The organism is Photobacterium galatheae, assembly GCF_000695255.1.
Taxonomy (GTDB): Bacteria; Pseudomonadota; Gammaproteobacteria; order Enterobacterales; family Vibrionaceae; genus Photobacterium; species Photobacterium galatheae.
In genome coordinates this window covers 1-12,863 of sequence record NZ_JMIB01000021.1, presented here as the reverse complement: position 1 = coordinate 12,863, position 12,863 = coordinate 1, and the positions used below count along the sequence as shown (strand labels likewise).

Below are 12,863 nucleotides of genomic sequence, written 5' to 3'. Positions count from 1 at the left end.
TTTCAACTACACTCTTGTTTCTTTGCGAACAACTTCATTTCGCAATGCCACCCAAAGCTTAGCTATATCCAGTGTTGTTTTTATAACCAATTCGACACGGAAATTGCTATTTTGTTGTAAAAGTGGCATTTTCAGCACGCATAATACTTGAGATGAGAAATGAATGACAGTGCGATGCTATCGCACTTGTTGAAGCTCGCTACTTTTATGTAAAAAGTTTGAACTCTGTAACATGGGATATGTATACAATCATGGCAGCTCAAAAATTGACAAAGGCGCGGTTGATTCAAATTTTGGTCTTACTTGCAGTGCTGATCACAGCATTTGTATGGAGAACAATTACATATAAAGAGGCGAGTCCTGTAGGGGAAGTCTCTGTTGTATGTCAGAAAGAATCAGGGGAATGTTTTGAGGATGCTTCAAAAAGGAAGATAGAAATTCGTTTAATTCAGCATGATGATAAAGGTGGAAATCAGTACCAATTGCAGGTGCCTCTGAACTTTGATGTATCTCAGGTGACGCTCTTATCACCCGCTGAGAGCAGACAAAAAACTCTTATTACCTTATTTGTTACTAAGCATTTCAAAACAGGTGATTTTTTTCTGCCTGAAGACTCGTCAACGAGCGACGGGTGGCGCGTAAGAATTGAATCAAATGATACGGTTTATATTTTGAAATTTTAAGATAAAAAATATTTTTATAAACAATGAAATAGAGATGAAAAAACCCAAAAAGTCAGCACTCAATCAGGTGGTGGCTTTTAAATGGTATTTCTATCATAAACCCGGTTCGATACTTTAAACACTTGACCGTTCATTTGTGCGGTCTCATTGCTAACCAAGAAGCGTACCATGGCGGCAACATCACGAAATTGATTTGTATCAGTTTTGTCGTCATTTTTATTGTGCAAAGAGTAACATGCCGCATGGACCCGTACATCAGGTGATAAACTGTTCGCCATAGATTCAGTCAGACCAATCAACCCATGGCTACATACAGAGAGGACTTCATTATTGACTGCTGTATCATGCGGCGTGGGAATGACGTGGACAATCACACCTTGGGTCGTTTTCAGTAAAGGAAAACATAATCTGGCCGTAAAAAGTGGCGCAGTGATCTGTTGGTGCAGGGCTTGATTCCAGTCGAATAGATCTAGCTCTGTAAACGAGGTGTCATGGCCGGGTGGGGTGAACGGAGGGTTGTTGACCAATGCATCTAATCGACCAAACTGGGACTGAACCTCCTGAACGACAGCATGAATGTCAGCCTCTTTGTAGCAATCAGCTCTTCGAAACCTGACCCTCGGGTCTTCTGCGACGAGATCATAACCCGCATTTTCATCATTACTCAGTGCGATGACAATCGACTGCGTCGCAGCGATCTCTTTACAGATACGTTTGCCTAACGCTGTTGTTCCCTCTGTTACGATGATTACTGGTTGCTTTGTCATGTCCGTATCTGCTCTGTGAAGAATTCTACCTAGTAATAACGGTAGCTTGTCCGCAGACTTAAGAGATTTTTTAATAAAAATTCAATCGTCTGCTGATCCGCAATTTGAAACTGTCTATTATGGGGAAGATACACTAACAGCCGCGAATGAAGCATGGAAATCCTTACCAGTTACTCCACCTTGGATGCTACAGAGTCAGCAATTGGCGAAGCCGTTGAAAAACTCAAAGCCAGGTTGGTCCGTCCCAGCCTTCTGCTGGTTTACTTTTCCGGACATGAAGATGCGAACCTCATCAGACAACGACTTGTTGCTGATTTCCCTGATACTCAGATTTTGGGGTGCTCATCCTGTCAGGGAATTCTGACAGAATTAGGTTATTTTCCTGATACGGTGATTGGGCTTTGGGCCGTTTTCGATTTTAACGGTGCTTATGGCTCTGCGTTGGTTTCTACACACCAGAGGCCAGGGCAAATGGCCAGGCAAGCCGTATTGAAGGCGATTCAGAACACGGGCCGTTTAGGTGAATTGCCTTCCATGATCTTATTGCACGCCAGTCCGGGGGCCGAAGAAGAGGCTATTGAGGCAATATCACAAGAGTTTGGAACCCCTGTTCCTATTATTGGCGGAAGTGCTGCCGATGCCAATGTTGCCGGAAAATGGCAGCTTTTTACACAGGATCATACGTCGTCAGAAGGTGTGGCGGTCAGTGTCTTCTACCCAACTTGCGAAGTCAGTTTTTCATTCCATTCTGGGTATGCAAAAACGGAACTTTCGGCCGTTGCGACTAAGGTTGATGGCAGAGAGCTGATTGAGCTTGATCACCGTCCCGCTAAAGAAGTTTATGAAGAGTGGATAGAACACCCTTTAAACTATAACGAATCTATTATGTCTCTGTCAGCGTTGTACCCATTGGGGCGTGTTGCCGGAATCTTGCACGATTTGCCATATTTTAAACTTGCTCATCCCAATTCGGTCACTGAACGTGGCGGAATTACGTTATTTGCTTCTATAAAGGAAGGAGAGCGCTTTTATCTGATGTCGGGCACAGAAGATAATTTGGTGAACCGTGCCGGCCGTGATGTCGGTGGATTTGTTGAAAGTCATCACCAAATTGAAGCAATTGGCGGTATCAGTATTTATTGTGCTGGTTGCATGCTTCAGGTGAAATCAAGAATGGCGCAGGTGGCAGACAAAATGCGACAGGCGATGTGTGATGCACCATACATTTGTCCTTTTACGTTCGGTGAACAGGGGCAGTTCGTCGGTGGTGAAAACGAACACGGCAATTTGATGATATCTAAAGTTTTATTTTACCGGGAATGAAAGGCATGACAGGGAAAGAAACAGAGACTTTACAGGAAACCCTGCTTGCATTGCTGAGAAGCCAGGAACGGGAAAAACAGCTCAGAGATGAGTACTCGGCAATTCTGGCGGGTATGTCTGCGATGGCTGGCGCAAATAATAAGCGTCAGGTGTTTAACAGCCTGTTGGCGGTTTTACGTAAGTACATCGGCTTTGAGCATGCTCTGGTATTGACTCGAGAAGATGAATCTTCACAACTTGAAGAGCTCGTGACGACTTGTGTTCATTTCGAAAGTTGCAACTGGGAAGTGAACCAAACCTTTATACGGGCCATTAACGGCGAAAGTATCGCACTGTTTGACCCTGCACAGGTTGCTGAATTCAGAAAGTTACCCCAGGATAAACTTGATTTATGCCGCTCTGTTTTAATGACAGGAGTCAAAGTCAGTTCAGGCGACGCATTACTTCTGTTTATTCATTCAGAACCGGGTCAGTTTGGTTCATCTTGCAAACGAGTGCTAGCGCGTTTCAGGCCCTTACTTGAGCGCGCCATTATTGATATCGATTACCGAGAAAGGTTACAAACGCTGGTCACTGTCAGAACGCAAGAGCTATTACACAGTCAGCAACGATTCAAAGACTTTGCAAATACAGTTGGTGACTGGTTTTGGGAGATCGATACAGAGTTTCGCTTCACCTATATTTCGGCACCAGATCTATCTAACCATGTGATTGATAAAAAAAGCCTGTTGGATCTATTTGATGATGACAAAGGTTTTCAAACGAAGTTGCGACACAAGCTGCTTAAGAATGAAGATTTTGAGGATCTTGAATGGCAGCTCCCCGGCAATGAGGGTGGGGCATGGATTAGTTTTAGTGCCAGCCCATATTTCAATAAGCATGGTGAACTGAGAGGTTATCGAGGTACAGCAAAAGACATTACCAGCAAGAAGCAACGTCTGGTTGAACTGCAACAGGCTCGACAACAAGCAGAATCTGCGAATGCTGCCAAATCACAGTTTTTGGCAATGATGAGTCACGAAATTCGCACACCGCTGAATGCTGTACTTGGTTTGATGGACACATTGGCAGATTCGGGGCTGGATGCAAACCAACTGAAATGGATTAATCAGATGGATCAATCCGCTCAGCTTCTTCTGACGATTATTAATGACATACTTGATTTATCGCGTATTGAATCGGGTAAGTTCGATTTATATCTGGAGCCAATGTCTGTTGCTGATTGCGTCAATCTTGTGGTTGAGCAGCTTGAAGATCAGGCCATGAAAAAAGATATCTCTCTGGGGGTTCGTGTCGATGCATCTGTTCCAGCAAGAATGCTTGGAGATAAAAACCGTGTTACCCAGGTCATGTTTAATTTGATTGGGAACGCGATTAAATTCACCGATACAGGATCTGTCAAAGTCGTCGTTGCTACAGAAAACAACGAAGTGACGGTGAAAGTGATTGATACTGGCATCGGGATTTCTGCTGAAGCACAGAAAAATTTGTTCAATCCTTTTGTTCAGGCAGATGGCAGCATTACACGTCGTTATGGCGGGACAGGTCTGGGTTTGGCGATTAGCCGTCATTTAATCGAGAAAATGCAAGGAAGGATTGCACTTCAAAGTCAGCTTGGAGAAGGAAGTTGCTTTACCGTTTATTTGCCGATCACTGTCGTGGAAATACAAAAAGAAGAACTGACTCAGAAGCCTAAAACGACGCCAAATCGATCGCTTTCTATTTTATTAGCGGAAGACAGTAAAACAAATCAGATGGTTGCGAAACTGATGTTAGAAAAGCGAGGACACCATGTTCTGGTTGCCGATCATGGCCAGATGGCTTTGGATATGGTTATGGCCGCACCAACTCAATTTGATTTGATTCTGATGGATATTTCTATGCCAGTTATGGATGGTATGGAAGCCACGCGAAAGCTTAGAGAGAAACACTGTGAGCTTCCGATTATCGCATTGACAGCGAACGCAATGCATTCCGATCAAGTTGAATATCGAGCCGCTGGAATGGATGGCTTTCTAGCAAAGCCAATACGTGTTCAGGAACTCGACAAAATGTTAAGTGAGTATGCTGAACTTATCTCGGTAACAGAATAATTGCCATCTTGTATCAGACAAACGCCAGGCGTTTGTCTGATAGGTAATTCCACGTTAGATTGAAGTACCAGGCAAACTGACATTTGCAGCAGAACTTAAATCTAAGTGTAAATTACCTATTTTATGGTAAATCCTGATTATGGTTAAATTGCTGTTCAGAATCGTTGAAACAAGGCCGTTGGAGAGTAGGTGTAGTCAGGTAATAAAGGAAAGATCATCATTATTAAACCCATTATTTAACATAATCTATGTTATGCGTACTGAGCTTGTAAGATCTAGTTAGAAGTGTCAGGTTTGAGCCAGATTGAAATGTCATGTTGTTCTAGCTTCAAAACATGCTTTCTTTACCGAGTTTGGAGCCCGTGGATGCTATTAACCATGACTGATAGTGAATTACTGAGAATCAAGCTTATCCAAAACATCTGTGACAAACGGCTCACCGGTGTTGAGGCTGCCCGCTTACTTAAACTGAGTCCGCGCCAAGTTTATCGTTTGGTCAAACGCTTCATGGATGATCGCGGATGGTCTTTGGGTTCCCCATGCCAAACGCAAGCCACGCGTCTACCAGCCTCGTCATCGTCGTGATTGCCTGGGTGAATTGGTTCAAATTGACGGCTCGCATCATGATTGGTTTGAAACAAATGATGTCTCCTTATATGTTAATTAGAACTGCTGGACTTAAATGCACTTGCTATCTTAATGATAATTTTTTTTACAATAAAACCTGAAACGAATCCATAAAACAGTCCAATGAAAATTAACATCATAAGCTTTGTGACATTCCATTTCTTGCAACTGTATACATCAACTAAATGCAAGCAGTAATCGCCAAAATCTGCCATTAAGGCCACATAGGTAAGACAGACACATGCAATAAATGTCGTAATTAAAATAATCACTTTTCCCATAACCTACTTCTTTAGATGTTCACCGCACAGCACAGTGGCCTAAGTTTCCGAGCATTAGATTATATTTCTTACAATATGTGACAGTGTTACTTGATCTAGTTTATCTTCAAACGGCTTTTGATTTCTTGAAGAATTCGCTCTGGCTCAGATTGCCATAACCGAAATGGTACAGGAAGAACTGCAAGTCCTGCTCTTTGGAATGTTCGATGTGAATTGATATCAAAGTACGCTTCAAACTCACCGTTGTAACCGATCAAATCCAGACCGAGTGTTATTTCGCCATGCTGACAAACAACATCAATATTTTCACCCGCGACAAATGCACCGATCCAATGTTGGATCCCTGCCCGTTCCAATGCTTGTTTGATCTGGCTAGTGAAATCACAAATGATTGATTTTGCGGATCGCTGATCTGCGGCCATGTGACCATTGTGAGTGTCGCTGAGATAACGACGGAGTAAATTTTGATGGCTCAAGGTCTCTGGTAACAGAGAATGTAAAACAATTTGCGACTTTCTTGCCCGCGTCACCATGACATTAAACATGTCTTCCCGATTTAAATAACCGGCAGCACGGGAACTGTTTTCATCAACCGCCATCGATAAAATCATGATATCCCGTTCTTCACCCTGAAAACCGTAAGGTGTGGATACTCGGATATTATGTCGTTGAATCACGTTATATGAAAAGTGCTTTTCGACCGCTTTCTCAATGTAAGTCGCTTGTTCTCTGTATGGAGAAATAACGCCGATGGTTGGCGGGTATACAGCATCTTTATATGAATCGATATAAGATTCAATCAGAGCAATCACCGTCTCTTTTTCTTTTGAATTTCGCCCAGCTTTTGTCCGTTTTCCTTCTGCTAAGTAGATAAACTCTAAGGCGGGCTGATGTGCACTTCCTGGACGGGCCTGCATGATCTTTAATCGATTATCATAGAAATGCTGATTGCTGAAATGAATCAGATCAGCCTGACTCCGGTAATGTTCATCTAAAAAAGTAACCGCGTTTTGACTTGATAATCCGCAAGACACCCAATCCAGTAGTGATTGATCGCGATAAGCAAAGTTTTCTAATAGATGTTCAGGTAAGCCCTCTTCTTGCCAGAATGTGGTTTGTTGGGAGCGTGAAAGAAAAGATACGTGTCGAAGTTGTTTTACATCCCCTGCAACAACAGCTCGTTTTGCTCGATAAAGCGCCGGTAGCGCGCTCGCAATATCACACTGGGTCGCTTCATCAAAAATAACGACATCGAATAATGACTCAAACAGCGGTAAAGATTGGCTGAGTTCATCCACTGTAACCAGCCATATCGGTAATGCTGACGTGATTGTCTCAAAATCTGTATTCTGAAAACGCTCTTCCTGAGTCTTCGAGTGCCTTGCTTTTAATGCATCCCAAAACTGATGTAGGACGACACGCCGGCTTTCGAGTACATCAGCCAGCTGTTCACCTCTGATCCGGTTCATCTCAGACATAGCCAGTGCATTGTAAACTTGAGTCATTTGGTGAAGTGTTTCCTGTGTGTGCCACAAGCTGTCATCTGGTGTGACGATCTTCAGAAGGTTTGCTTTGAGTTTTTGAAACCACGAACCTGAACTATAACCACTGGCGTAACGAGCAATCCATAAAGCTCGTGAAAATGCGCTTTCTGCTTTCGATAATTGTGTGCTGGACTTTGCCAACTGTACTGCGGAAGACTGACTTTGTGACGTTGTCGCTTTTTGTCCGGACAGTAAAATTGTCTCCAGATACTGACGCATCGTTTTATTGAAAGATGCGCTATTCGTATGCACAAAGCCACTTTCAAGGCCAAAGCTATTTCTGAGCTTCTCTGCAATTACATCGATGGCCTGCTCTGTTTTCGCTACAATCAGCACAGACTCACCATGCATCATTCGGTCAATTGCCATTGCCGCAATCGTAAAGCTTTTTCCTGTACCAGGTGGCCCTGAAAGAATACTCAATGGCAGGTTTGCTGCATTTTTTAAGGCCTGTTGCTGTGGCAAACTCAGTTGGTATGGCAAATGACATGCGTGAAGTGTCTGCCGTTGATTGCGTTTCTTCGGTTGAGATTTTGTCTCTTCACTGCTCCGGAATAATTGTAACAGTGGCAGAGAGAGCGTCGGGCGTAAAGCCATCTGGTTCAGCTCATGTAATACGCCGCGACTCCCCCGGCTTCTGTCGGCCAGAAATAGTACACTGCTACATACCAGTGCAACTTCGTTCCTCTCTGGCATATTTACGGCGTTTGAAGCGCAATCTAATAATGGCCATTGGGCTAAATTTTCAAGATGCTGAATTTGGCAATATGAAGCGAGCCAGTGCCCAATTTGGGCAATATAAACATCGGTCAGCGGAAACACAGGTACTGGAAAGGTATCAGTCACATGTGGTTCAAATTCAGGTTTAAGGATTTGTCTCAGGAGCGAGTTGTTTATGCGAATATCAGTATTATCAATCTGAATACAACGATGCCCTGCGTCATCTTGGGTCAAGTCAGCAGGCATATATAGCAATGGCGAAAACAACTGACGTTGATTTGTAAAACCACTTGTAACACTGACCTGCCCTTTAATCATCAGGCAGCCATAGATCAGACGCTTTTCACGGCGGTATAGATCTGCCTGTTTTGCCATCTCGTCTGCAATTGAATCTATGACAGGCAGTCTGGGTAATTTGTCGGATAATAGGACTTCTTCTTCCGTTATCCATAATCTTCTGTTTTGCCGTATTCGCATGATGTTCGACAGAGACAGGTCATGACTGTCTTCACGATAGCAGCGTTGATAATATTTCAAATAAGAGGTTGAAGCAGACGGCATTGACACGATGGACACCTAGTGAATCAGCCACGCTTGTGACGTTGTAGAATCTCTGTATGACAAACATATCATTTGACGAGGTGGTTGCCGTTTGATTTTGAGTAGATAACGTGAGGAATATCAAAACTTTCTTGGGTCTGAGTATTTTATAGAGGCCTTGATAGCTTTTTTGTTGATGAAGGTTGTTTGTATCGTTATCACTGTGACTATATTAACATTTTTAGCATAAAAATTAGTTATAGTGCATTAGAGTGGTTTGGTTATGACTAAAATCCCTAGAATGTCGGTAAAAACTTTTCTAGTATCTAAGTAAATAAAAACACATAAAAAAATAGGATGACGGTGAATGAAGAATGTGCTGATTATTGAAGATAACAAAATGATGGCGCAGATTTTAGCACAACTTCTGAGAAACAGCGTCCAACCCCAAACATTACTTTATGCTGGGTCGACCAATCAAGCTGAAGCTATCTTTGCAAAATCAAAATTAGTTGGCTATTCGCTCGACTGTGTTTTTTTAGACCTGAATCTCAACGTGCCTCTTGATGGTCTCCCCCTGCTGACTCAGATTAAACAGGATTTTCCGGATTTACCGGTGATCATCGTCACTGCTGAAAATGAAATGGAAACCGTAAAAAAAGTAATTTCTCACAAGCCAGATGGTTATATTGTTAAGCCTCTTTCGATGAAGAAGCTGAATCAATGTTTAGAAAAAGTGCATCAAAGTCGCCAGTTGAATGCAGAAAATTAACCGTTCAACAATGAAAGGTTTAAATTTTACCAATCATATAAAGTTATAGTGCGCTAAGTGCTAAGGCGATAGTTAGAAGGCCTGTTTTTCAGGCCCAGTGAACATTGATGAACAACATCACGCGCGTTTGTGCCCTGCCTTTTTACTAGCAGATGCGAACGGAAACACATTCCGTATTTTCTGTTTTACGTTTACCGGAACATCTTTTGAAAAAATCAGTTTCGTTGTAAACCGGTTTTTATACACCTTGATTTGTCCATTGAAAGGCGCTCTGTGGGCAATGTCTTTGCAACTATTTAAGAAACCTGCTGGGATATGGCCTTTCGTTTTAATCAACTTACCATCCTCGAATATGAGCACCATCACTGGACGATCTTTAAAAACCAAGATAAGTACGGCAATTGCAAGTAAAAAAACATATTCCATTGTTTTTATCCTCTGACAAACAGCGCTTCTATTAGGTTAGCGAATCAATCTAACTGAAGCAATTTACTCAAGTCTTGTTTGATATCTTGTACTTTCTTATTCGCTTCCAGCGATTTGCTACTTTCACTCAACAGATACTCGATCGTGTCAGATAGCGTACAGTCTAGCTCTCTGGATTTATCCGACAGTTTCTCCCAAACCCGATAATCCAAATCGATCGATTTCTTCCGAGTGTGGACCTGTTCAGCATTGAAGTGGCGTTTACGTTTTGCACGAATGGCCTGCTTCATTTTGTTGTCCAATGAGAGCGACATGTGCTTTTCAATCCACTCCGGTACTTTGGTTGGCTCGTGCTCAAGCGCCAGGAAAGACTGCACTGCTGCGTCTGCTTCACTGGTATCAATGTAACGGGTGATGGCTTCTCCTTCCTTGTACTTCTTTGCGAGATAACCCCACTTCCAGCCAGCTTCCAGGTTTTCCAATTGCTGATATTTCATAATCTGCTGCTTATCTGCGTTTGTGAAAGACTACAATAAGTATAGAGTGACAGTGTAACCAAGTTCCCTATGAAGCACAATGATACAGTCAGTAACCATTTGTTTTTTAGGTTCGGTGAACACAAAGTCTCATGGGTTGATCCCAGCTGACCAGCAAAAACAAAACGTCTTCTATTATGCGGACAGCGATTCCTTTATACTGCTGTCTTTCTCACAGTAACGGAATTTACACCAAGTTATGCAAGAAGAATCCTGGCGTACCATGCTTCCAGACTATTCGCAATATGAATCAGTTCTGGCGCAATATGCACAACTTTCCCCTGCACCGACAGGCATTTTACAAGATCGCTTGTGCGATGCTGTACGCCGATTCACAGCAGTCAACATTCAACCCAGAGTTCTGCGGGTTACTGCACCGGATAACAAAATTTATCGTGATTATATCATTGATTTAATCCATCACTTTCACACTTTACCTCAAGAATCTACTGAAGAATCTTCAGTAATCATTGCTGGTGACAACGTCACTGAAGTTAATTTGTTTGGGGCTGTTTATCCGCCGCTTGAGGATGGGAAACTGACGAAACCTCAGGTTAAACACGGGTTACTTCATCAAGCCAACAACGGTTATCTGGTTCTCTCCGTTGCGAGTATTCTGGCAAACCCAAGCCTGTGGCCGAGATTAAAATCTGTACTGATGAATGGTCAGCTTGAGTGGCAACCGATGACTCAAAAAAAGCTGTATCCATTACCCCCACCCGAAACACTGAATGTGAAGCTGGTGCTGATTGGTGATAGATACCTGATGGCTGAACTGGAAAATGCTGAGCCCGATATTGCTTCCGGATTCAGTATGTACGGGGAATTTGAACAGGACATGCGCCTGACTCAAGATAGCCTGCCTCATTATCTGGCTTATCTGAAGTCGATGATTCAAAAAGCATCCTTGCCCGATGTCGCCGACACTGAAGCGTTAAAGCTGTTGATGAGAACAGGCGCACGCCATGAAGAAGACCAGAACCGCCTTCCGCTTTGCCCTATCTGGTATCTGAGCCTACTTTGTGAAGCGGCTATTGAATCTGAGGGGCAGCCAATTCATGCTGAGCACATCAAGCGCTCACTGAAAGCCAAAGAGTACAGAAGCGCCTATTTGCCAGAGCGAGCCATTGAAGATATACATCATGGTCAGGTGATCATTGACTGCCAAGGTCAAGAGGTCGGCCAGGTGAACGGCTTAACCGTTGTTGAGATGCCAGGCCATCCCACAGCTTACGGTGAACCGGCTCGTATCTCCTGTGTCGTGCATTTTGGTGATGGCGATATTTCAGATGTTGAACGTAAAGCAGAACTCGCCGGTAATATCCATGCTAAAGGCATGATGATCATGCAGGCGTTTTTGAGTGCAGCCTTGAACTTGGATCAACCACTGCCCTATGCTGCCTCGATAGTTTTTGAGCAATCATACAGTGAGGTTGATGGCGATAGCGCTTCTCTGGCAGAGCTTTGCTCGTTAGTTTCAGCCTTGTCTCAACACCCGATCAATCAGCAAATCGCTGTCACTGGTGCAGTTGACCAATTTGGGCGAGTCCAGGCTGTGGGAGGCATTAATGAAAAGATCGAAGGCTTTTACAAGGTTTGTGCATACCGAGGGCTAACAGGTCAACAAGGTGTCATATTACCGAAAACAAACCTCAGTAATCTGTGTCTTTCCGATGAGGTACTGGAATCAATTCAACAAGGTCGATTTCATATTTGGGCTGTCGAGAGTGTTGACGACGCCTTGCCTCTACTCACGGGTAAAGCTTTCCGTCGCGATACAAACAAAGAAGACAGTCAGGCAGACACTTTATTAGATGTCATTGCTGAGCGCATTGAACAGGTGCATGGCGGACATAGTGATGACCGTGGGTGGCTCTCAATGTTTAGGAACTGGTTGGGCCACCACTGATCCGAGTTGTTATAGCGTACAGGTGTAAGCTAAATTGCCTCAATAATTTCAAAGAGAAATAAGCATCCAATGAAGAAATGCAATTCTTACAACCGTGACGATCTCCTCGAATCTAGCCAGGGTAAACTTTTTGGCCCTGGCCGTCCTCAATTACCAGCACCAAACATGCTGATGATGGATCGCATTACCGAAATTACTGACCAAGGTGGTGAGTTTGGTAAAGGCCTGATTACTGCAGAGCTGGATATCAATCCGGATCTATGGTTTTTTGACTGCCACTTCCCTGGCGATCCTGTGATGCCAGGTTGCCTGGGCTTAGACGCAATGTGGCAACTGGTTGGTTTCTTCCTAGGCTGGATTGGCGGCGAAGGTAAAGGCCGTGCGCTGGGTGTTGGTGAAGTCAAATTCACAGGACAAATCCTGCCGACTGCAAAGAAAGTCACCTATGAAATTCAGATGAAGCGTGTTATCAACCGTAAGTTGATCATGGGCGTCGCTGATGGTCGTGTTTTGGTTGACGGTAAAGAAATTTATGTCGCTAAAGATCTGAAAGTTGGCCTGTTCCAAGACACTTCTAACTTCTGAGTTAGACTCAAGCATTCCATCTTTCAAAAGCCGCTTTTTGAACTGACCCCCAATAGT

The 12,863-nt window shown here is 43.5% G+C and carries 11 protein-coding genes and 1 pseudogene; 7 read left to right on the top strand and 5 right to left on the bottom strand.

Annotated elements, in window-relative coordinates:
• Nucleotides 1–251: 251 nt before the first annotated feature.
• Nucleotides 252–683: a hypothetical protein gene (locus tag EA58_RS21820; RefSeq protein WP_152547982.1), complete on the top strand. Its 432-nt coding sequence runs from the start codon at nucleotides 252–254 to the stop codon at nucleotides 681–683.
• Nucleotides 684–760: 77 nt separating this feature from the next.
• Here EA58_RS21820 and EA58_RS20885 read toward each other — a convergent pair whose 3' ends face one another.
• Nucleotides 761–1,450 (bottom strand): SDR family oxidoreductase, encoded by a 690-nt coding sequence (locus tag EA58_RS20885; RefSeq protein ID WP_051642004.1) that lies wholly within the window; start codon nucleotides 1,448–1,450, stop codon nucleotides 761–763.
• Between the two features lie 153 nt (nucleotides 1,451–1,603).
• Here EA58_RS20885 and EA58_RS09970 point away from each other — a divergent pair, with 153 nt between their 5' ends.
• The 3 genes and pseudogenes from EA58_RS09970 to EA58_RS21340 all read left to right on the top strand — a co-directional run.
• Nucleotides 1,604–2,773 (top strand): FIST signal transduction protein, encoded by a 1,170-nt coding sequence (locus EA58_RS09970; protein WP_036751994.1) that lies wholly within the window; start codon nucleotides 1,604–1,606, stop codon nucleotides 2,771–2,773.
• 5 nt (nucleotides 2,774–2,778) lie between these two features.
• Entirely contained in the window at nucleotides 2,779–4,866 is a 2,088-nt protein-coding gene (locus EA58_RS09965) for an ATP-binding protein (RefSeq protein WP_036752449.1), read from the top strand.
• Nucleotides 4,867–5,244: 378 nt separating this feature from the next.
• Nucleotides 5,245–5,503, top strand: a pseudogene (locus EA58_RS21340) (helix-turn-helix domain-containing protein); the annotation flags it as partial.
• Between the two features lie 22 nt (nucleotides 5,504–5,525).
• Here the strand turns inward: EA58_RS21340 and EA58_RS09960 are convergent.
• Together EA58_RS09960 and EA58_RS09955 are read right to left on the bottom strand one after the other, a co-directional pair.
• The gene (locus EA58_RS09960; protein ID WP_036751989.1) at nucleotides 5,526–5,774 is read right to left on the bottom strand and encodes a hypothetical protein; all 249 of its coding nucleotides are present in this window, start codon (nucleotides 5,772–5,774) and stop codon (nucleotides 5,526–5,528) included.
• Nucleotides 5,775–5,869: 95 nt separating this feature from the next.
• The gene (locus EA58_RS09955; RefSeq protein ID WP_036751986.1) at nucleotides 5,870–8,599 is read right to left on the bottom strand and encodes a DEAD/DEAH box helicase; all 2,730 of its coding nucleotides are present in this window, start codon (nucleotides 8,597–8,599) and stop codon (nucleotides 5,870–5,872) included.
• 346 nt (nucleotides 8,600–8,945) lie between these two features.
• Here EA58_RS09955 and EA58_RS09950 point away from each other — a divergent pair, with 346 nt between their 5' ends.
• Complete coding sequence (locus EA58_RS09950) at nucleotides 8,946–9,350, top strand: response regulator (RefSeq protein ID WP_036751983.1); 405 nt, start codon at nucleotides 8,946–8,948, stop codon at nucleotides 9,348–9,350.
• Nucleotides 9,351–9,467: 117 nt separating this feature from the next.
• Here the strand turns inward: EA58_RS09950 and EA58_RS09945 are convergent, their stop codons facing one another.
• Together EA58_RS09945 and matP are read right to left on the bottom strand one after the other, a co-directional pair.
• Complete coding sequence (locus EA58_RS09945) at nucleotides 9,468–9,776, bottom strand: DUF3634 family protein (protein WP_036751980.1); 309 nt, start codon at nucleotides 9,774–9,776, stop codon at nucleotides 9,468–9,470.
• A gap of 44 nt (nucleotides 9,777–9,820) precedes the next feature.
• Complete coding sequence (matP, locus tag EA58_RS09940) at nucleotides 9,821–10,273, bottom strand: macrodomain Ter protein MatP (RefSeq protein ID WP_036751978.1); 453 nt, start codon at nucleotides 10,271–10,273, stop codon at nucleotides 9,821–9,823.
• Between the two features lie 238 nt (nucleotides 10,274–10,511).
• Here matP and EA58_RS09935 point away from each other — a divergent pair, with 238 nt between their 5' ends.
• The gene (locus tag EA58_RS09935) at nucleotides 10,512–12,221 is read left to right on the top strand and encodes an AAA family ATPase (protein WP_036751975.1); all 1,710 of its coding nucleotides are present in this window, start codon (nucleotides 10,512–10,514) and stop codon (nucleotides 12,219–12,221) included.
• A gap of 69 nt (nucleotides 12,222–12,290) precedes the next feature.
• Nucleotides 12,291–12,806, top strand: a complete 516-nt coding sequence (gene fabA / locus EA58_RS09930) for a bifunctional 3-hydroxydecanoyl-ACP dehydratase/trans-2-decenoyl-ACP isomerase (RefSeq protein WP_036751972.1) — start codon at nucleotides 12,291–12,293, stop codon at nucleotides 12,804–12,806.
• Nucleotides 12,807–12,863 lie beyond the last annotated feature (57 nt).

Bases quoted from the DNA above. Each gene is read 5' to 3' on its own strand.
- EA58_RS21820 (WP_152547982.1), top strand. From the start codon at position 252: ATGGCAGCTCAAAAATTGACAAAGGCGCGGTTGATTCAAATTTTGGTC.
- EA58_RS20885 (WP_051642004.1), bottom strand. From the start codon at position 1,450: ATGACAAAGCAACCAGTAATCATCGTAACAGAGGGAACAACAGCGTTA.
- EA58_RS09970 (WP_036751994.1), top strand. From the start codon at position 1,604: ATGGAAATCCTTACCAGTTACTCCACCTTGGATGCTACAGAGTCAGCA.
- EA58_RS09965 (WP_036752449.1), top strand. From the start codon at position 2,779: ATGACAGGGAAAGAAACAGAGACTTTACAGGAAACCCTGCTTGCATTG.
- EA58_RS09960 (WP_036751989.1), bottom strand. From the start codon at position 5,774: ATGGGAAAAGTGATTATTTTAATTACGACATTTATTGCATGTGTCTGT.
- EA58_RS09955 (WP_036751986.1), bottom strand. From the start codon at position 8,599: ATGCCGTCTGCTTCAACCTCTTATTTGAAATATTATCAACGCTGCTAT.
- EA58_RS09950 (WP_036751983.1), top strand. From the start codon at position 8,946: ATGAAGAATGTGCTGATTATTGAAGATAACAAAATGATGGCGCAGATT.
- EA58_RS09945 (WP_036751980.1), bottom strand. From the start codon at position 9,776: ATGGAATATGTTTTTTTACTTGCAATTGCCGTACTTATCTTGGTTTTT.
- matP (WP_036751978.1), bottom strand. From the start codon at position 10,273: ATGAAATATCAGCAATTGGAAAACCTGGAAGCTGGCTGGAAGTGGGGT.
- EA58_RS09935 (WP_036751975.1), top strand. From the start codon at position 10,512: ATGCAAGAAGAATCCTGGCGTACCATGCTTCCAGACTATTCGCAATAT.
- fabA (WP_036751972.1), top strand. From the start codon at position 12,291: ATGAAGAAATGCAATTCTTACAACCGTGACGATCTCCTCGAATCTAGC.